This window comes from Cellvibrio mixtus subsp. mixtus J3-8, from assembly GCF_000766945.1.
In the GTDB taxonomy this organism is placed as follows: Bacteria; Pseudomonadota; Gammaproteobacteria; order Pseudomonadales; family Cellvibrionaceae; genus Cellvibrio; species Cellvibrio mixtus_A.
Window position 1 is genome coordinate 130629 of the sequence record NZ_KN266210.1, and the last position, 21009, is coordinate 151637.

Consider the following 21009-nt stretch of genomic DNA (forward strand, 5'->3'; position numbering starts at 1 on the left):
GAATTAGTTCAGGCTTGCGAGGGCGTTATTAAAAGTTGCACTTGGACGCAATGCTGCTGAAGCTTTGGCGAAATTCGGGCGATAATAGCCACCCAAATCAATTGGCTTGCCAGAAGCTGCTTTCAGCTCTGCCACAATCTTCGCTTCGTTTTCAGCCAGGGTTTTGGCCAAAGGTGCAAATTGTGCTTGCAATGCTGCATCTTCAGTTTGTGCAGCCAGAGCCTGGGCCCAGTAAAGAGCCAGATAGAAGTGGCTGCCACGGTTATCCAACTCACCCGCTGCACGACCTGGAGATTTGTTTTCATCCAGGAACTTGCCATTAGCTTGGTCCAGGGTTTTAGCAAACACTTTCGCTTTGGCATTGTTGGCAACGTTGCCGAAATGATCCAGCGATTCAGCCAATGCAAGGAACTCGCCCAACGAGTCCCAACGCAGGTGGCCCTCTTCGACAAATTGCTGCACATGCTTGGGCGCAGAACCGCCAGCACCGGTTTCAAACAAGCCACCGCCGTTCATCAGAGGAACAATCGACAACATTTTTGCTGAAGTACCCAATTCCATAATCGGAAACAGGTCAGTCAGATAATCGCGCAATACGTTGCCTGTAACCGAGATAGTATCTTTGCCAGCACGAATGCGATCCAGTGAGTACTGCGTAGCTTCTTCCGGAGTTTTGATGAGAATTTCCAAACCGGAAGTATCGTGATTTTTCAGGTAGGTATTAACCTTGGCAATCAGCTGGGCATCGTGGGCGCGGGCAGGATTCAACCAGAATACGGCCGGGGTATTGGAAGCGCGGGCGCGATTTACGGCGAGCTTCACCCAATCCTGGATTGGTGCATCTTTTACTTGGCACATACGCCAGATATCACCTTGCTCTACGTTTTGCTCCAACAGGACTTTTCCTGCAGCATCGACAACACGTACCACGCCATCAGCAGGAATTTGGAACGTTTTATCGTGTGAACCATATTCTTCGGCTGCTTGCGCCATCAGACCTACGTTCGGCACGCTACCCATGGTTTTTGGATCGAAAGCGCCGTGCTTTTTACAATCATCAATCACAACTTGATACACACCGGCATAGCAACGATCAGGGATACACGCTTTGGTATCTTGCAGTTTGCCTTCGGCATTCCACATTTTGCCGGAGTCGCGAATCATCGCCGGCATGGACGCATCCACAATCACATCACTGGGAACGTGCAGGTTGGTAATGCCTTTATCAGAATTCACCATCGCCAATTGCGGGCGAGTTGCATAAAGCGCTTTGATATCCGCTTCGATTTCCGCTTGTTTTTCGGCAGGCAGCGATTTGATCTTGGTGTAAAGGTCACCGATGCCGTTGTTAACATCTACCGCCAACTCAGCCAAAACGGCGGCATGTTTTTCCAGCACTGGCGCATAGTAAACAGAAACAAAGTGACCGAAAATAATCGGGTCCGATACTTTCATCATGGTTGCTTTCAAATGAACTGAAAACAATACACCAGCATTTTTAGCATCTTCAATTTGTGCAGCAATGTAAGCACGCAGAGCGTTTTTGCTCAGTACCGAAGCATCGATAACTTCGCCTGCCTGTACTTTGGTGGTCTCTTTCAGAACTTTGGTAGAGCCATCTTTAGCAACGAGTTCAATTTTTACCGTGCCTGCTTCTGCAACAGTCGTGGATTTTTCGCTACCAAAGAAATCATGGGCATCCATGTGCGCAACATGGGATTTGGAATCTGCCGACCAGGCACCCATTTTGTGGGGATTCTTACGGGCATAGTTTTTTACTGACAAGGGTGCGCGGCGGTCAGAGTTACCTTCACGCAGTACCGGGTTTACAGCGGAACCTTTGATTTTGTCGTAGCGCGCTTTCGCGTCTTTTTCGGCATCATTCGCCGGGTTCTCAGGATAATCAGGCAGTTTGTAACCCTGGGATTGCAATTCTTTGATGGCGGCTTTCAATTGTGGAATGGACGCACTGATATTTGGCAGCTTGATGATGTTCGCTTCTGGAGTGGTTGCCAATTTCCCCAATTCAGCCAGGTGATCGCCAATACGTTGTTCTTCCGTCAGCGACTCGGGGAAGGCAGCGATGATACGCCCTGAAAGGGAAATATCACGAGTTTCGATAGCTATACCGGAAGATTGAGTGAAGGCTTGAACGATAGGGAGTAAAGAATAAGTAGCTAAGGCTGGGGCTTCGTCAGTTTGGGTATAGATAATTTTTGAATCAGTCATTTAAGATGGCTCCATCAATTCATGCGGCTCGGCCTTGTGAGCTTTGCCATAAACGTTATGAAAATTTAGAAAAAGAGCCCCGCCACAGGGAACTGCCCCCTTGCCAGAGCGCCGGCGATTCTACACGTCTATCCGCCTTTATGCATGAGTTATGTTGCTATGGCCGGAGCACCAATATGGGATAAAATTCGCGTTCTGTTGGTATCCATAGTGAGTTATGTAACGCTTTATGTCTGCTCTGATTCTTTTTAATAAACCATTTGGTGTGCTCTCGCAATTCACAGACGAAGAAGGCCGCCCCACGCTGAAGGAATATATCAAAATCCCTCATGTTTACCCGGCCGGCCGCCTTGATCATGACTCGGAAGGACTGCTATTGCTGACCGATGACGGCCAGTTGCAACATCATATTGCCCATCCGTCACACAAACTGCCCAAAACCTATTGGGCGCAAGTCGAAGGGGCTCCGAACAGCTACGCATTAACCAGGCTGCGCCAGGGCGTGGAACTCAATGATGGCATGACGCAACCAGCTGAAGTACGTCTGATTCCAGCACCTAAACTCTGGGAGCGGGATCCACCGATTCGCGACCGCGCAAATATTCCAACCCAATGGATCGAAATTGTCATTACAGAAGGCCGTAATCGCCAGGTGCGCCGTATGACTGCAGCAGTCGGTCACCCTACGCTACGCCTGGTGCGGGTGAAAATAGGCTCATGGACATTGGAAGGCATTGAACCGGGTAAATATAAAACTGAAACCATCCATTTGCCCAGGACGGCGGGAAGCCCCCAGGCACGGCCAACCCAACGGCGCACTGGCAACACAACTGCGGAAGCGAAAAAACCGGGCGGAACGAATACGCATCATAAACCTGCCCAGTACAAATCAACGGATGGTCGCGCTACCAACAAATCGGGGGAGACAGGACGTACAGCAAAACCAGCAGCAGGAAAAAAACCGGGAGCCGGTTCGCGGGCAAAACTGCCAACCAAAGTAGCCAAACCGGCAACACAAACATTGGTGATTCAAAAACCAAAGCCAAAGATTACACGGGAGCCAACATAAGCTCCGCCCCCTGTAACATGGAAAAACCTCCTGCAAGCCCAATAAAAAAGGCGCCCGAAGCGCCTTTAGTGTTTAAAAATCTGCTTAACCATAAGTAAAAGTCAGCCCTTTTTCTCGATAATCCCGCAGTCGAATACCATGAGTGCCGTCGCATAACGCGCGCTTGATCAGATACGTTTTGTCGAGCTTTTTCTGCTCCACATCCACCAGGTTTAAAATCAATTCTTTTTCCAAAGGCTTGCTCAAATCCTTCACTACAATGATTTTTGGCAAGTGGCGATAACGATAATTGGTTTCCAATACTATACCAATCAAACCGTTGATCAGCTCAACGATACTTCCCGGAGGATAAAGCCCAACGCATTTAATAAACTCCAATGCCAGGCGCTCATCAAAATGTTTGCCGCGATCATCAAAAATACGCTTTAACGCATCCGTTCCGGGAACGGCACGGGAGTAACAACGATCGCCCGTCATTGCATCATATGCATCAACAATAGCGATAATACGCGCGAAATCGGAAATCCCTGACGCCTTCAGTTTACGGGGATAACCTGTTCCATCGACACGTTCATGGTGGCTGTAGGCAACGTCAACAGTGGCGTTAGGGATACCGGGAGATGACATTAGTAAATTGCGACCATGAACTGTATGGGCCTTGATAATGTTGAACTCTTTATCGGAAAGCTCTTCGCGTTTATTCAAGACATTGGCCGGTACACGCATTTTGCCCACATCGTGCAGCAATCCACACAGCCCTAACTTTTCCAATTCATCTTCATTCATACCAAGATGTCGCCCAAAGGCGATAGAAAGGATGCACACATTCAAGCAGTGCTCGGCGGTGTATTCATCTTCATTGCGCATGCGTGACATCCAGATCAATGCATCCGGATTACGCAAAATACTGCCGACACAGTCTTTGACCGTCGCTTTGGCTTGCTCGGTATTGACGACGCCCCCCAAACGGGCATCATCCAGCAAGGATTTGGTTAATTTCTTGGCTTCACGAAAAACACCCAGCGCTGCCTGATGTTCTTTTTGCGCATCAATCTTGTTGATATAGGATTTGACTTTGGGGATAGGAGGACCAGAAACACCGCGCTGTTCGGGCGGAATCCACTCTTCACGGACAGCATCAATCCAGATATGTTGTGAATATTGGGCAACCGCGTCTATATCATCCAGGCTTTCAATCATAAAGCCTTGCATCAAGAATGGGGTTTCCTGCCAGTCGCGATCCAGCTTGGAAACAAACATACCTATTTTCAGCTCAGAGATGTGGATCTTGACGGTACTTAGACGCTTATCCACATAGCCCGGCTTTACTTCATGCCGATCCAAAGAAACCTCACTTTGCTGTTGTTATTATTACTGCGGAGCGCCGTATTGATTAGAAAAATGGTGGGTAAATGACTCACCGATGATCGAATCATAGCTGCTTTTGAAAGCGTTAACATTAAACAAAAAGCTATCAAAAAATAACGGCTTATTACTTTATGAAGATTTATGTGCCAGCTTTCAATAGGTAAATTCGATCAAATGGGGGTTTTTACAGGGTAAAAAGTTATGAGATTTTGGCCAGATCCCATAAACGGTTCATTTCATCGATTGAGGTTTCCTCTAACGGTCGACTGACATTTTCTTCAATAAAACCAAATCGCTGTTCAAACTTTTGATTCGCTCGACGCAATGCCTGCTCGGGATCAACCTTCATATAACGCGCAATATTCACCACTGCAAACAATAAATCACCCAATTCTTCTTCCAGCGCCTGGTGGTCACCTGAATCCAGTTCGGCTTCAACTTCCAGTAATTCTTCACGGACCTTGGCAATAGGCCCGTACACATCATCCCAATCAAAACCAACACTGGCCGCGCGTTTTTGCAATTTTGCGGCGCGACTGAGCGCCGGTAAATTTAGCGGGATATCGGCCAACAAACCTTGCGCCCCCTTGGCCTCACGTTCCTGTTGCTTAATAGCCTCCCAGCGCGCCTTTACATCGCCTGGCAAGGTATGGCGATTATCGATGTAGCTCTGCAAAGTGCCGTCTGGAAATACGTGGGGATGACGGCGAATTAGTTTGGTAACCAAGTCAGATACAACGCCTGCAAATTCAAAACGATGCTCTTCTTTCCCCAGTTGGCTGTAAAAGATAACCTGAAACAACAAATCGCCCAGCTCTTCTTTCAGATGAACAAAATCCTGCTTTTCTATTGCGTCGACAACCTCGTAAGCCTCTTCCAATGTTGAGGGTGCAATGCTGGCATAATCCTGTTTGATATCCCAGGGACAGCCTGACTCCGGATCGCGCAACCGTGCCATGAGATACAGTAAGTCATCGATAGAGTATTGGTTCACAGCAAATTCCATAAAAATCAATGCTTGCGGCGCGCAGAGGCAATGTTCGGCAATTGGTTTAACTTGGTAAGTATGCGGCTCAGTTCGTCAAAACCACGAATCTCCACAGTCACCTGCATATCCACTGTATTTTTGCGTTTGTCCGATAGTGTTTGCAAAGCGATGATATTAATACGCTCCTGATCAAGCAGCGCCGTAATATCTTTTAACAATCCGTAACGATCATAGGCCTCAATCACCACATCCACGGAATAGAAACTTTGCGGTGCATCGCCCCACTCGACTTTAATAATGCGCTGGGGTTCATCGGCTTGCAGTTGCAGGATATTCGAACAATCCTGGCGATGAATAGAAACGCCCTTCCCAAGGGTAATGTAACCTGTGATTGCATCCCCTGGCACCGGATTACAGCAATTGGCGATTTGGGTAAGCAAGTTGCCCACACCTTCGATATAAAAATCCGAATCTTTTTTCGGGCGCGGCGCCCTGGTTTTGAATGGAATTAACGGCTGTTGTGGATCCGCCTCATCAATCAATTTCTGGGCAGCATTTAATACCTGGCCCACACCAATATCACTCGCCCCTACCGCAGCGTATAAATCATCGAGCGAGTTGAAGCGCAGCTTTTTCGCCAGCTCTTCAAAATCCAGATCCAATAATGCGAGGCGTTTGAATTCGCGATCCAACAACGCCTGGCCTTCAGCGATGTTTTTATCGCGCGCCTGTTGCTTGAACCAATGCTGGATTTTGGCGCGCGCGCGCGGTGTATTCACATAACCCAGTGCAGCATTCAACCAATCGCGGCTGGGCGATTCCAGTTTACCGGTCAGGATTTCCACCTGATCTGCGTTAGTCAGATGATAATTGAGCGGTACTATGCGGTTATTAACTTTTGCACCACGACAACGATGCCCGACATCCGTGTGGATTTTGTAAGCGAAATCAAGTGGCGTCGCGGTGCGCGGTAAATCCACCACATGCCCCTCAGGGGTAAAGACATAGATACGGTCCTGGTTAACCGAGCGCAAATCATCTTGTAATTGCGAACTATCGCCGCCCAGCTCTTCATGCCACTCAAGCACCTGACGCAGCCAGGAGATTTTTTGTTCGTAAGCATCCTGGGTGGACTTGGTATCTGTGCCTTTGTAACGCCAGTGGGCGCACACGCCAAGTTCAGATTCCTCATGCATCTCCTGGGTGCGGATCTGGATTTCCAGTACTTTATTTTCCGGCCCCCACACGGCGGTGTGCAACGAGCGATAACCATTTTCTTTAGGCGACGCAATGTAATCATCAAATTCATGGGGGATGTTACGCCAGAGGCTGTGCACTATACCGAGGACGGTATAACAGTCACGGATGGTCGGAACCAGGATACGCACAGCGCGAATATCATAAACCTGCGAAAAAGGAATGCCTTTGCGCTGCATTTTTCGCCAGATGCTATAGATGTGTTTTGCACGTCCACCCACAGCGCCATCAATATTCGCTTTTTTCAATTCATCGCGCAGAAGCCTTAGCAGGTTATCGATATATTCCTGCCGCGCCAAACGGCGTTCATCCAGCAGTTTGGCAATGCGCTTGTAATCATCGGGTTGCAAATAGCGAAAGGAAAGATCTTCCAATTCCCACTTGATGTGGCCAATGCCCAGGCGATGGGCAAGCGGTGCATAAATATCAGCGACCTCACGGGAAACCTGGCGACGACGATCCGGGCTCGCGTTTTTTACCGAGCGGATTGCGCAAGTACGTTCGGCCAGCTTGATAAGGGCGATACGGACATCATCAACCATGGCAACCAGCATCTTGCGGATTTTCTCTGCCTGTTCAGTTGCCTGGGAACCAAGTACCCGCTCCTCCTCATTGCGCTGATAACTAATGGCCGCCATACGCAACACACCTTTTACCAGCTTGCCTACTGTTTCACCAAACTCGTCTTGCACATCCTTGAGGCTGATTTTATGTTCGCGCACTGCGCGATAGAGAATGGCCGCAACCAATGCATCCTGATCCAATTGCAAATCGGTCAGGATTTCCGCCATTTCCAGGCCGATGCGAAAACAGGAGAATTCTTCACCCCAGTTATGGTCATCGTCGGCATGAATATTGACCAGCGATAAGCTTTTTTCGGCGGCGCGACGCAGCTCGGCACGGCTGGTTTCCACTTGCAGGTGGGAGTGATTGAGGCGGTCGATCCAGGCATCAATATCGACCTTGCCATCAGCGGCTATGGGGTGATCTGCTCTGACTTTAACCATAACGTCTACTTCAATAATTCGGGGTTGTTTTATTTTTCTGGTTTTTACGATTGGCATTTAATGAGAATTTAAATGCCATAACAAGCCAATCACTTAAGCAAAAACAACGCCATTGACTCTACGTGGCTAGTGTGGGGAAACATATCCAGCACCCCGGCAGCATCCAATTGGTAACCTGCTTCAGCCAAAATTGCTGCATCTCGCGCCAGAGTGGCCGGGTTGCAACTGACGTAGACAATCCGCTTGGGGGAAAGTTGCTTCGCCTCAACCCACTGTTTTATGGTTGTTACCACTTCTTTTGCACCATCGCGGGGCGGATCAAGCAAAATTGCAGCAATTTCATGTTCTTTACCCCCCGCCAAGCGTTGCCATTGAGTATGGGTCATATCAGCCAGATTCGCGGCAATAAATTTTGCGTTGGCAATTCCCAGGCGCTGTGCATTTTCACGACCACGCAATACCATCGATTCAACTGCTTCAATGCCTATTACTTCGCGGCAAACCCTCGCCATTGGCAAGGTGAAATTGCCAATACCACAGAACAAATCCAATGCCCGTTCATGGGGTTGTAGATTAAGTAACGCCAATGCCTGGGTCACCATTTGTTCGTTCACTCGCGGATTCACCTGGGTAAAATCCTGCGGATGAAAATGTAATTGCAATTTATCTACTAAATAATTTAAACGCGGATTAACGGCACTACTATCCAAATCCGTCAACCCGGTATTGCCATTTGGCTCCAGCCACACAATGCATTGGTACTGCTGTGAAAATTGTTTGAGATTATGCAAGTCCTGTTCAGATAATTTTTTGATATGTCGCAAAATTACCGCTGATTCATCGCCGCCGCGCACCAGTTCGATATGGGTTACTACCTTTGCCGAGTGCAATTCCAACCATGCTTGCAACGGTTTAATCAGCGCATTTAATTCCGGTGCAAGCACTAAACAATGTTGAATCGCGGCAATTGTTTTACTCTGCTGTTGACGAAAACCGAGGCTCACACTGCCATCATTTTCATACCACACACCTAAACGTGCGCGGTTGCGATATTCCATATCAGCAACGCTCACCGCAGGCAAAATTCGCGCCGGGGTTACCTTGCCCCAATGTTGCAATTGTTGAATTAGCGCGTGTTGCTTAAGCGCAATTTGTGCGTCAGGTTTTACATGCTGTAACTGGCAACCACCGCACTCATGATAATGCACACAAGGAGGCTCGGTTCGATCAGCAGATGCCTCTATTATTTGATCCGCACGGGCCTCAATAAATCGTGGATGCTCTTCGACCAACCGCGCACTTACTCGCTCACCCGGCAACGCACCTTGAATAAATAAGGTTTTACCATCCAGATGAGTTAGGCCACGGCCATCGTGGCTCCATCGCTCAATAGTAAATTCGCCCATACGCTTATTAATTTGCGGCAGGATTTTTTCCGCCACACGCGGAGCGTTCATCCGTGGTGCATCATCGCGAACATACGCCGGTTCGCCTGCTTTTTTCGGGCGCGGTTTTTTCCCGAGCAAACTTCCACCGGTACGTTTGCCGCTACTAGCGTTGCCGTTTTTACTATTGCCACCTTTACCACTGCGATTGGTCATTAAACCTTCTCTGAACATCTATTAACGAACATCTATTAACGAACATTTACTTACACGCTGTTATTAACCAACATTGATTTACAAACATTCACCAAACAACTCTTGTACAAAGACAATAGTTATTTACCGAGTTGCGAGTCGATCCATTGATACCTTGCCTTCTGCCAGCGAATCATTTCTTTCACTTCTGCATCATAACTGCCGGTGCCACCATGTGTACCATGGAGAATCCAGGGCGCAAAATCCGTAACTGACCAAATGGTGTAATTTTTTGCCTGTTGTTTTTCCAGCCAGGTTGCCCGTGCGTCAGCATAAATAAATAATAATTCAAATTTGCCCTCGGCTTTCAGGGCTTGCCAGCGCGTCTTCACCTTGGCTTCAAAAGCAGGATCTTCAAATAAACGCTTAAACCACGACGAATTGCGGATGTGCCAATTATAGGTTTTATCGACATCGTTATAACCGGCATTACCAAATGACAAATCAAAATCCCATACCGGACCGAAAAATAATTTTCCACCGCGCTTCTTGTACACAAATGCACTTGCAGCGGCGCCATCCGGATTCTTAAACAATTCATTAATAATGTAGTAATTCACCACAGAGTCTACATCAATAAATGCGGCATAGCCTTTATTAGGATCTTTAAAATCACCACCAAATAATGCGGCTTCAGTATCGGCAAAATATTTCGCTATATATTCGCGCTGGGCAGACCAGGCGGGATCGAGTAAAGTTTCCGGGCTCTGCAAGCAAAATGGGTCCATACCATAGTTTGAATCAATGCAGAAGTCGATCTGGCGATTAATATTCTCGCCATTGACACAGAAAGATTCATAAGCGTTGTTCTTGCAAAAATCCTTGTGATAACGGAAATCAATTTCCATTAAATAACCGCCGGTAATTTTTTCTGCATCGACATCTGTCACTTTCATTTCCGGAATATTCACACGATCCTTGGCCACACGGATATGTTCAACTAATTGATAAACACCTTGATACGCACCATTTACACTAACTTCCACATATTGCGCGCGCGGTGTGTATTCCATTCCCACACTTTTACTAAACATAAAGGCGACGTCATTGCGCATTAAGGTTTTATCGGCGTAATTCGCCAACAGCACCCAATGCTTGCTCGCCGGCATTCCCAGCAACGTAGTAGAGTTGGTTAATTTTAAACGATACGGTTTTTTATCCCAGGACCAGGTGGAATTGCCGCGCCCACGAATCTCCATCGTGCCACTGACTTGCTCAACATCAGCACCTGCTAACGAGAATTGCCCGGTGATGTAATTTTCTTTAGAGACAATAGGTGCTGCACCATCGGTAGTAATCGATAATTTCGGCAGGGTTTCAGCCGTTCCCTTGGGAAATTCTGCTGGTATTGCAAGGCTGCTTGCGCTTGATGACACTATAGCCAGTGACGAATCGCTTGCCGTGGAAGACAAACTTACCGCGGAGGAAACCGTTGCCGGCGATGAAGCCCCGCTGCCTTTGCTGCCTGAACCTGAACCTCCACACGCCCCTGTTAGTAACGCCGAAACGATCACTAAAACCCGAATAACTGCCGACATAAAATCTCCTGATTCATTATTGTTGATTAATTTTTTATCGCTGTATTGTGTGAAAAACTTTTACTTAAACGTTGAACAAACCTGACGATAAGTAGCGATCACCGCGATCACAAATAATCGCCACTATTACCGCATTTTCTACTTGCTGGCTAAGTTCTAACGCCGCAGCCACTGCACCGCCAGATGAAACACCACAGAAAATCCCTTCTTTACGTGCAAGCTCACGCATAGTGTCTTCTGCAAGTTGCTGGGGCATGCTTACTATGCCGTCGACACGGTCACGCTCATATATTTTAGGCAGGTACGCTTCTGGCCAGCGGCGAATCCCGGGGATTTGTGCCCCTTCCGACGGCTGCAAACCAATAATCCGGATCTCCGGATTTTTCTCTTTGAGAAAACGCGAGGTCCCCATGATAGTTCCGGTAGTTCCCATGGAACTGACAAAGTGAGTGATGGTACCGCCAGTCTGCTGCCAAAGCTCTGGCCCTGTGGTTGTGTAATGCGCGAGTGGATTATCGGGATTACCAAATTGATCTAACACAATACCCTTGCCTTCTGCTTGCATTTGCAATGCAAGGTCGCGCGCGCCTTCCATACCGGATTCCTTGGAAACCAGAATCAATTCCGCTCCATAGGCAGCCATGGAGGCTTTGCGCTCTGCAGTGGAATTGTCCGGCATAATTAAAATTATGCGATAGCCTTTAATCGCTGCCACCATCGCCAGTGCAATCCCGGTATTACCACTGGTAGCTTCAATCAGGGTATCGCCGGGTTTAATATCACCGCGCAATTCAGCGCGGGTAATCATCGACAGCGCCGGGCGATCTTTAACCGAGCCGGCAGGGTTATTGCCTTCCAGCTTTACCAGTACATTATTGGTCGTAGCGCCCGGCAGGCGTTGCAAACGCACCAATGGCGTGTTGCCAACAAACGCGTCAATTGTAGGGAAATCCATAAATGCCTCAGTCAGTGAGTCTGATGCCCGTCAACTGCACTTATACTGGTATAGGCAGATCAATTTGTGGGCTGGTTGCGCATGCGCGCGCGAGGCGGCTATTCTACCTGTGATCACTCGCCCCTGCGAACACCTGGCTACACTCGCCGTGACCATATCAACAGGTTTTTATCCAATAACCAGCCAGGTGTGTATCAATAACGCTTTTCTATCAACGCCCTTTCAGCAAAAAAAAAGGAACAAGGCATCCAGCCATGAATAAACGCAACAGTATTAAGTCCGATGTATGGCGCCTTATATTTATCCCTTCCATCAGTATTATTATTTTCATCGCGGTGAGCCTGACGTATTTGTGCATTTCCCAGGTCGATAAATTTATCGATTTACGCGGTAGCATCCTCGCCCAAAAAACCGCCCATCTATTGCACAAACCGATGCTGGAAAATAATCGCGAATTGGTGCAAAACATCATGGATGCTTCGCTGGAAGAACCTTACATTCGCGCGATTCACGTTTACTACGCAGACAAGGACCAAACCTTCCATAGCGGCCCACAATTTATGGAAACCCATGACTCAGGCGAGCCGAATATGATCCAGCCGCTAGAACGAAAAACCTATCGCACCCTGCGCTTTTCGCATCCATTAGTAAACCTTGAAAACAAAAATCCTGTCGGCTGGGTTGAAATTGAATTGTTAGCTGCGCCTTATGCAGTGGTTCGTTATGAAGCGATTGTGCTGACGATTGCATTGACTATTTTATGTTTGATCATCGGCGCCTATTTTGCGATTTCACTTTACTATCGCATTACTGATCCTCTCGACCACATTAAAAATATTGTCCACGCTCTCGCCCGCGGGCGTTTAAGTGAGCGGGTTGCACAGCAGAGTTCCAGTGAGTTTTTTGGCCTTGCAGAAGCCATTAATACCATGGCGGATTATATGGAAGCAGCGCAAACGGATATGCAAGGCCATATTGATCATGCAATCGAAGATCTGCGCGAAACACTGGAAACCATTGAAATCCAAAACGTTGAGCTCGATTTAGCGCGCAAAGAGGCATTGGAAGCCAGCCGGGTTAAATCCGAATTCCTCGCCAACACCAGTCATGAAATTCGCACACCGTTAAATGGCATTCTTGGTTTTATTAACCTCGCGCTAAAAACCGAGTTAAATGAACAACAGCGCGAATATATGGAAACTATCCGCGATTCAGCACAAAACCTGTTGACTGTTATTAACGGTATCCTCGACTTCTCCAAAATTGAATCCGGTAAATTAACCCTGGATTATGCACCGCTCCCCATTCGTCAAAGTATTGATGAAGTACTGCACATACTTGCACCCGATGCCCATGAAAAAAACCTTGAATTAGTCAATTATATTGAGCCATCCATCCCTAAAAATTTGCTCGGCGATGCGCTTCGCTTTAAACAGGTATTATCGAATTTAGTTACCAATGCAATCAAATACAGCAATAGTGGCAACATCATTGTTGATATAAGCGTACTACAAAGACAAGAAACTCAAATTACACTAAAAGTATGCGTAAGTGATGAAGGGATTGGTTTAAGCCGCGAAGAACAGGATCAATTATTTAGCCCATTCAACCAGGCTGATACCTCAATTACACGCGAGCATGAAGGAACCGGCCTTGGTCTTGCGATATGTAAGGGCCTGGTAGAGCGGATGCATGGTGAAATCGGTGTAGTGAGCGAGCCCGAACAAGGTTCTACCTTCTGGTTTACAGCGCGCCTCGGTATCGATAAACGCCAACCATCCGTTAGCCAGCTAGCTAATCTTAGCGATTACCGGATTTTACTTTGCGGAGAAAACCAGGCCTCGCTCAAACAAATTGATAATTTGTTGCACGAGTGGAATGGCAACACCCAAAATATTCCTGCGATTCATGACTGTTTCCCTATTTTGCGCAATGCGCGCAATAGCAATAATAATTTTGATCTATTAATTCTGGATATCGCACCCAACGAACGAAAAATTCCGCCGGTGCTATTGAATAATCTTGCTGAACAATTGCATATGGAGTTCAGTTGTACCTTGATTGTATGTTGTACACCGGCACATCAACGGTTATTCCGCAATCACTCCGATAAATCACAAGTGCTCTTTATTAACAAGCCTATCGCGTACGATTCGTTGCTGCAAACGCTCGGAAGGCAACTGGACCTGCATATTAAAGATATGCGCGAACAGGAAGATGAAGAACTGCTTGGCCCAAGTATTTCAGTATTATTGGTAGACGATAATCCTGCCAACCTGCAACTGGCTTCGGAATTATTGCGGGGATTAAATACCCAAGTCACCCAGGCTAATAGCGGCCCGCAAGCAATTGATGCCTGTAAAGAAAATGAATTCGATGTAATTTTTATGGACATCCAAATGCCAGGCATGGATGGCATGGAAGCAACACGCCACATTCGCATGCTGGAACAAGGCAAGCGTCGCACACCCATTATTGCGTTAACAGCACACACCATCACCGAACAAAAAGCTGAATTATTAATTGCCGGAATGGATGACTGTATCAGCAAGCCCGTGAATGAAAGCCAATTGGCGCACATCATTAATCGCTGGGCTAGCCTTTCCGGTAAAAAAGAAGTTGTCGTGCAACCCGAAGAAAAATTGATTACCAGCACCCGGGAAACTATTCCCACGGAAGACCTCACCGGTTCGGTTGATATTCAATTGTGCCTGAAACTCGCCAATCACAAACCGGCACTCGCCCGCGATATGCTGAGCATGTTATTAGCGGGGCTTGAAGTGGAAAAGGAACAGATCAATCAAACGTTAAATGCAGAACAGTATGAAGAAGTGGGCGAACTGGTCCATCGGCTTTACGGCAGTAGTTGCTATTGCGGAGTGCCGCGCTTGAAACATATCAGTGGTTTGTTGGATAAATTATTTCAAAGCAAACAATATGAACAGGCACGCAGTGCAATACCTGCACTTAACCACGCATTGGATGACTTGATTAATTGGGGGCGGAATAAAAATATTGATGCGCTATTTGGCCTTGAGCCGGACGAATCACCAGCCAATTAATTATCAGGATTAATTTGTTTAAACAGTTCGCGGCTATGCAATGGCTTACTGCCCAGCAAAGGCTTGAGCATACGCCGCGCCAATTTTTTTGCTGCCTGGCGAGTTGCAGGCGCGGAATAATTTCCCGCAGCGATAGCCAATATCCATTCACCTTTTAACAAATAGGCTTCCGGAATATCCGGCGCAGCGGCATAAAATCCTTCCTGGATGTGGCAATCATAAAACCCTTGCGCCTCTATTTCACATCCATTGCGCACATCCAGCGTAAAATCCAGCGCATAACCCAGTTCTTCCAGCAAGCGAAATTCAAAACCGCGCAACAGGGGTTCTATATCCAACTCTTGCTGCAATGCAGCTAGGCACTGCTCATACGCGAAGAATAAACCGTTATGTCGATCCATTTCCGGCAACAATCGTACTAACAATTCATTGAGGTAAAACGCAGAATATAAATGATTGCCTTTGAGCGAGAGAAAATGATTATCCGCTTCAAAGCTGGTAAGCAGTTTCATGTCCGTTTTGCCTTGCCAACACACTAACAAACGGCTGAAAGGATTAAGCAATTGTCGCTTCGGGGTTTTGGTTTTACGCACACCGCGCGCGATAGCAGTGACGCGCCCGAAATCGGGCGTGAGCAAATCAACTAATAAACTGGTATCACGGTAAGGACGGGAATGAAGGATATATGCTGGCTGGAGATCAACACGCATCTGTGACGATTAAAAATCATTGTAGCCGAGGCTGCGTAACGCCCGCTCGTCATCCGACCAGCCAGATTTTACTTTCACCCAGAGCTTGAGCATGATTTTCATTTCAAATAATTTTTCCATATCGATACGGGCTTCGGTACCAATCAATTTGATACGCGCCCCCTTATCGCCAATCAGGATTTTTTTCTGTCCATCGCGCTCAACCAGAATCAGTGCTGAAATATTGAGTAAGTTTCCTTCCTGCTTAAACTCCTCAATTTCAACAGCCATTTCATAAGGCAATTCATCACCGAGCTGGCGAGTAATTTTTTCACGCACGATTTCAGCGGCCATGAAACGCGAACTACGATCAGTAATTTGATCTTCCGGATACATATGAATGCCTTCCGGTAAACGCTCGATAATTAATTGTTCCAGGCGATCCAGGTTATTGTTACGCAACGCCGAGATAGGGACAATTTCTGCAATATTTAATTTTTCAGCCAATTGCTGTAAATGCGGCAACAAGGTTTCTTTATCTTCTATTTGGTCGACTTTATTGACCGCCAGAATCACCGGGCTGTTAATGTGTTGGAGCTTTTCTGCAACAGCTTCATCTTCTTCGGTCCAGATAAAGCGATCCACCACAAACACCACAACATCCACATCTTTCATTGCAGTAGTAGCAGCGCGATTCATGTAACGATTAATCGCCTTTTGCTGACCAAGGTGCATTCCCGGTGTATCCACAAAAATAATTTGTACACCACCTTCAGTTTTAATACCAACAACCGCATTGCGGGTGGTTTGCGGCTTACGTGAAGTGATACTGATTTTTTGCCCGAGAATATGATTGAGCAACGTCGACTTACCCACGTTAGGCCGGCCAACAATGGCAACATAGCCACAACGGGTATCGGTGTTTTCAGTATCGGAATCAAAAGTCATAAGCGAGTACTACAGAAAAAATAAGGATTAAAAATAAAAAAACAGCGGAAGCAGATTAGTCAATTTTCAGCTGTTTAAGCATCAATACCGCAGATTGCTTTTCCGCTTCTCTTCGGCTGGATGCAGAAGCCTGGGTCGGTTTTTTGGCGATAGCTACCCGGCATTCAATCGTAAATACTTGTGCATGACCTTCACCACCAACATTGATTACAGCATATTCCGGCAACGGTTGGCGTTGGGCCTGTAAATATTCCTGCAGGCGTGATTTGGAATCCTTGGCGCTGGTATCAATGCCGATTGCATCCAAACGAGAAGCAAACCAGGTTAATACCCGCTCGCGGCATATTTCCAAACCGCGTTCGCTGTAAATCGCACCAATAATCGCCTCTATACTATCTGCCAAAATGGAGTCGCGACTTCGCCCCCCCGATTTCAACTCGCCCTCACCTAAAATCAGGTAATCCCCCATTTCAAATTCACGGGCTAATTCAGCCAGGGTTTCACCCTTAACCAGTTGGGAACGCAAACGGCTGAGCTGCCCTTCCCGCACTTCAGGAAACCGGCTGAATAATGCTTCGCCAATGATAAAATTTAAAATGGAATCGCCCAGAAACTCAAGGCGCTCATTATTAGTAGCCCCATGGCTACGGTGGGTCAACGCCAGTTGCAACTGGCGCTGGTTTTCAAATTGATAGCCAAGACGTTCTTCAAGGCGCTGGTATTTAAGGTTTTGCAAAATTACTTGGTCGCGGCATTAGTTACAGGTTTGCAACACTGCGTTGGCTTGGTGCTATCAAGATGATTCTTGAATACCAATACCAAATCAATGTTGTACAACAACGGGACACGTGTTTCGTAATCAACGGTAATTACCGCTTTTTCTGCTTCACGTTCAATCTTGATGTTTTTAGTTGGCCCTTCACTACGGACATTATTAATCATGTAGAAGTTATTAAGTTTTTTAGTGATTTCTGCATCCGTCATCTCCTCAATTTTTTCACCGCCGGAGACCAGCGAACGCAATGCAGATTCTACATAACGATTCTCTGCATAAAGGGGGACAACTTTAAAAGCGAATAACAGAAAAAAACCGGCAACAGCAATAACAAGGGCCCATTGCAACATCCCCAAACCACGCTGATGTTTAAGTGATTTCATCTGAATAGCTTTCATTCGCTTGGTCTCCGCAACAGAAAATGGTCCTGCATTTACGCTAGCACAAAAACTTATTTGATAACGCCAACATGATCAAAAGAAGGAATGCTCAGGAATTTATCCCAGTGCATCCACACGGCAAATGCCTTACCGACAATCGCATCTTCAGACACCACGCCCCATTCACGGCTATCCAGACTGTTATCGCGGTTATCGCCCATCATGAAGTAGTGTCCTTCAGGAACAACCCATGAGCCACGCACACTCAAATGACCAGGCTGCAAATACTTATTCGCAGTAAAGGTTTTATCGTCGATAGTTTCCGTCACAGTACGATAATAAGGTGCACCTACCGGTAATTGAGCCACCAATTTTTCTTCAATCACTTTGCCATTAATAGTCAACACGTGATTGTTATAGGAAATATGATCGCCTGGAATACCGATAACACGCTTAATATAGTAAGTATCGGGAGCATGGGGCGGGAAAAACACCATAACATCACCGCGCTGTGGTTTTCCTACCGGAATAAGTTGGGTATTAGTAATAGGCTCGCGGACACCATAGGCAAATTTATTCACCAGAATAAAATCACCGACCTCCAATGTTGGAATCATAGAGCCCGATGGGATTTGGAACGGTTCCACTAAAAAGGAACGTAAAAAGAAGACAATAAACAACACCGGGAAAAATGACTTGGCGTATTCCACCAATACAGGCTCGCGGCCCGCAACACTTTTAGCGTCCTCATAAGCCGTTTTCTGTTGCTCGGTTTCCAATGCCATACCGCTAAATTGCTGTTCAACAGCCGCAACTTTTTGCTTGCGCGGACGCGCCAATACCAGTGCATCAAATAACCACACCAAACCGGTAACCAGTACAGCCAGCGTGAGAATCAGCGGAAGATTAATACTGCTCATTGAGTTTCCTTAATGTGTTGTTGGCCAGCAATGCATTAACTATCTATTTTTAATACCGCAAAGAACGCCGCTTGCGGGATTTCAACACTACCCACTTGTTTCATGCGCTTCTTACCGGCTTTTTGTTTTTCCAACAGTTTCTTCTTACGCGTTGCATCACCGCCGTAACATTTTGCCGTCACATCTTTACGCAAAGCTTTTACAGTAGAACGTGCAACAATTTGACCACCAATCGCCGCCTGGATTGCAACGTCATACATTTGGCGAGGAATCAACTCTTTCATTTTTTCAGTGAGTGAGCGCCCCATACCATGCGCTTTATCGCGGTGCACAATAATCGCCAACGCGTCTACTTTTTCACTGTTAATCAGTACATCCAAACGCACCAGACTTGCAGCCTGGAAACGCACAAAACTGTAATCCAGCGACGCAAACCCCCGGCTTACTGACTTCAGGCGATCAAAGAAATCTGTCACAACTTCATTCATCGGCAACTCGTATTTAACCGATACTTGTGAACCGGTGAATTGCAAATCTTTTTGTACGCCACGCTTTTCAATACAAAGCGTGATCACATTACCTAAATGTTCCTGGGGAACCAGGATATTGGCTTCAACGATTGGCTCACGCATTTCATCGATTGAACCCGGGTCGGGTAATTTGGATGGGTTATCAACGTAAATAACTTCGCCACCGCGTTTAACCACTTCAAAAACCACCGTTGGAGCAGTAGTGATCAGGTCGAGATCATATTCACGCTCCAAACGCTCCTGGATGATTTCCATATGCAGCATGCCGAGGAAACCGACACGGAAACCAAAGCCCAATGCATCCGAACTTTCCGGTTCGTAGAAGAGGGAAGCATCGTTCAGGGTCAACTTGGCCAGCGCTTCGCGGAAATCCTCAAAGTCGTCAGAGCTGATCGGGAACATACCGGCATAAACTTGCGGCTTAATCTTCTGGAAACCTTCCAGCGCTTCAACATCCGGCGTTTGCGCATGGGTGATGGTATCGCCTACCGGTGCACCGTGAATGTCCTTGATACCAGCAACTACAAAACCTACTTCGCCGGCTTTCAGTTCTTTTAATTGGGTTGGTTTCGGGCTAAATACCCCCACACCATCAACAATCTGGGCTTTGCCGATAGTCTTGGTAATGATTTTGTCTTTCAATCGCAAGGTGCCCTGCTTTACGCGCACCAGCGACACTACACCGAGATAGTTGTCGAACCAGGAATCGATAATTAGCGCTTGCAAGGGTGCATCAACATCGCCAACCGGCGGTGGAACCAGTCGCACTAATTCTTCCAATACATCTTCCATACCCATGCCGGATTTGGCCGAGCAACGCACAGCTTCAGTAGCATCGATACCAATAATATCTTCGATTTCCTGCGCAACGCGGTCTGGCTCTGCCTGAGGCAAATCCATCTTATTCAAGACCGGAATTACCTCCAGGCCTTGTTCGATTGCGGTATAGCAGTTAGCAACAGACTGGGCTTCTACGCCCTGGCCCGCATCCACCACTAGCAACGCACCTTCACACGCCGCAAGCGAACGGGATACTTCATAGGTAAAGTCCACGTGACCCGGGGTATCAATGAAATTGAGTTGATAGGTTTTGCCATCGCGTGCTTTGTAGTGCAAGGTTACGCTGTGGGCTTTGATGGTGATACCACGTTCACGCTCCAAATCCATGGAATCAAGGACTTGCGCCTCCATTTCACGGTCACTCAAGCCACCGCACATTTGGATAAAGCGGTCGGCAATGGTGGATTTACCGTGGTCAATATGGGCGATGATGGAAAAGTTGCGGATATGGCTCAGGTCAGTCACAGGTGCTTAACTACTTTAACGAGTTGGATTTGATCCCCGGAAACAGGGGGGCGATAAGAATGGGCGGCATTCTAGCCTATTTGGCCATCCGGTGCCATGTGACGCCGGCGCGGGAAAGAGTTCTGTGAATCGACCTTCATTTTAGAAAGTGAAAGGCTTCACCACCGCTTTTCAGGTAACGTCACTGTTACAGATAGGTAAACTTACCCACAATTTTTTACAGACGGAATACGACTGTTTTTGCACAATAACAATGCGGTCATGGCAGCAGCACGCCGTTGAACAACCATGGATTAAGTTGTTTATCGGCATCGGATCACCAAACGATACCGAATCAAATACGGCGCAC

General features: G+C 47.1%; 14 protein-coding genes and 1 pseudogene. 2 read left to right on the forward strand and 13 right to left on the reverse strand.

Annotated features, from left to right (window positions below):
* Nucleotides 1-3: 3 nt before the first annotated feature.
* A complete protein-coding gene (locus A596_RS15540; RefSeq protein ID WP_039916418.1) occupies nucleotides 4-2229 on the reverse strand; it encodes an NADP-dependent isocitrate dehydrogenase in 2226 nt (741 codons plus the stop codon).
* Between the two features lie 229 nt (nucleotides 2230-2458).
* On the opposite strand from A596_RS15540, the pseudogene A596_RS22715 reads away from it, so the two are divergent.
* A pseudogene (locus A596_RS22715) lies at nucleotides 2459-3010 on the forward strand (pseudouridine synthase); the annotation flags it as partial.
* A 372-nt stretch (nucleotides 3011-3382) separates the two neighbouring features.
* Here the strand turns inward: A596_RS22715 and A596_RS15550 are convergent.
* The 6 genes from A596_RS15550 to cysM form a co-directional block, all read right to left on the reverse strand.
* Nucleotides 3383-4642, reverse strand: a complete 1260-nt coding sequence (locus A596_RS15550; RefSeq protein ID WP_084128432.1) for an HD-GYP domain-containing protein — start codon at nucleotides 4640-4642, stop codon at nucleotides 3383-3385.
* Between the two features lie 223 nt (nucleotides 4643-4865).
* Nucleotides 4866-5672 carry a nucleoside triphosphate pyrophosphohydrolase gene (mazG, locus tag A596_RS15555; protein ID WP_039916420.1) on the reverse strand — a complete coding sequence of 269 codons (807 nt, stop codon included), beginning with the start codon at nucleotides 5670-5672 and terminating at the stop codon, nucleotides 4866-4868.
* 5 nt (nucleotides 5673-5677) lie between these two features.
* The gene (gene relA / locus A596_RS15560; protein WP_039916663.1) at nucleotides 5678-7918 is read right to left on the reverse strand and encodes a GTP diphosphokinase; all 2241 of its coding nucleotides are present in this window, start codon (nucleotides 7916-7918) and stop codon (nucleotides 5678-5680) included.
* A gap of 89 nt (nucleotides 7919-8007) precedes the next feature.
* A complete protein-coding gene (gene rlmD, locus A596_RS15565) occupies nucleotides 8008-9519 on the reverse strand; it encodes a 23S rRNA (uracil(1939)-C(5))-methyltransferase RlmD (RefSeq protein WP_052417578.1) in 1512 nt (503 codons plus the stop codon).
* A gap of 119 nt (nucleotides 9520-9638) precedes the next feature.
* On the reverse strand, nucleotides 9639-11096 hold the full coding sequence (locus A596_RS15570; protein ID WP_084128435.1) for a CotH kinase family protein: 1458 nt from the start codon (nucleotides 11094-11096) through the stop codon (nucleotides 9639-9641).
* Nucleotides 11097-11160: 64 nt separating this feature from the next.
* A complete protein-coding gene (gene cysM / locus A596_RS15580) occupies nucleotides 11161-12051 on the reverse strand; it encodes a cysteine synthase CysM (protein WP_039916423.1) in 891 nt (296 codons plus the stop codon).
* Between the two features lie 254 nt (nucleotides 12052-12305).
* Between cysM and A596_RS15585 the strand changes: the two genes are divergently transcribed.
* On the forward strand, nucleotides 12306-15113 hold the full coding sequence (locus A596_RS15585) for a response regulator (protein WP_084128438.1): 2808 nt from the start codon (nucleotides 12306-12308) through the stop codon (nucleotides 15111-15113).
* Here the strand turns inward: A596_RS15585 and recO are convergent.
* Genes recO through lepA form a run of 6 tightly spaced genes read right to left on the reverse strand, consistent with a single transcriptional unit; the run spans nucleotide 15110 to nucleotide 20660 of the window.
* Nucleotides 15110-15823, reverse strand: a complete 714-nt coding sequence (recO, locus tag A596_RS15590; protein ID WP_039916425.1) for a DNA repair protein RecO — start codon at nucleotides 15821-15823, stop codon at nucleotides 15110-15112. The two genes, A596_RS15585 and recO, sit on opposite strands and share 4 nt — an antisense overlap.
* A gap of 9 nt (nucleotides 15824-15832) precedes the next feature.
* Entirely contained in the window at nucleotides 15833-16750 is a 918-nt protein-coding gene (gene era, locus A596_RS15595) for a GTPase Era (protein WP_039916427.1), read from the reverse strand.
* A 55-nt stretch (nucleotides 16751-16805) separates the two neighbouring features.
* Nucleotides 16806-17486, reverse strand: coding sequence for a ribonuclease III (rnc, locus tag A596_RS15600; protein ID WP_039916429.1), 681 nt, complete (start codon nucleotides 17484-17486; stop codon nucleotides 16806-16808).
* A 2-nt stretch (nucleotides 17487-17488) separates the two neighbouring features.
* Entirely contained in the window at nucleotides 17489-17923 is a 435-nt protein-coding gene (locus A596_RS15605) for a DUF4845 domain-containing protein (RefSeq protein ID WP_039916430.1), read from the reverse strand.
* A gap of 53 nt (nucleotides 17924-17976) precedes the next feature.
* Nucleotides 17977-18825: a signal peptidase I gene (gene lepB / locus A596_RS15610; protein WP_039916432.1), complete on the reverse strand. Its 849-nt coding sequence runs from the start codon at nucleotides 18823-18825 to the stop codon at nucleotides 17977-17979.
* A 35-nt stretch (nucleotides 18826-18860) separates the two neighbouring features.
* Entirely contained in the window at nucleotides 18861-20660 is a 1800-nt protein-coding gene (gene lepA / locus A596_RS15615) for a translation elongation factor 4 (RefSeq protein ID WP_039916434.1), read from the reverse strand.
* Between the last annotated feature and the right edge of the window lie 349 nt (nucleotides 20661-21009).